At 46.6% G+C, this 264-nt stretch carries 1 pseudogene; it reads left to right on the top strand.

The window, feature by feature from the left end:
• Positions 1-264, top strand: a pseudogene (locus CXF89_RS19240) (IS4 family transposase); the annotation flags it as partial.

Raw genomic sequence — 264 nt, 5'->3', positions numbered from 1 at the left:
TAGCCCATTGGACACAAGAAGAAGATGCTGATGATACGTGGTATGGACTCCGGTTATTTTCTGTCGATGGAACGCAATTTCGTGCACCCGATACACCAGCTCTTGCTGAGCACTTTCACTATATTAAGCACAGTAAAAACCGTCATACAGAATATCCTATTGTACGCCTATGCGCCTTAAGCTCCTTGCGTAGCCGGTTGATACACCACGTTGCCTTCGGGCCCAGTTATCAAGGTGAGGTGAACTACGCAAAGCAGTTATTTG

Origin of the sequence: Pseudoalteromonas sp. MelDa3, assembly GCF_002863625.1 — a bacterium.
Lineage (GTDB): Bacteria > Pseudomonadota > Gammaproteobacteria > Enterobacterales > Alteromonadaceae > Pseudoalteromonas > Pseudoalteromonas arctica.
The sequence above is the reverse complement of the archived record's forward strand: the minus strand, read 5'-3'. Positions and strand labels throughout refer to the sequence as shown.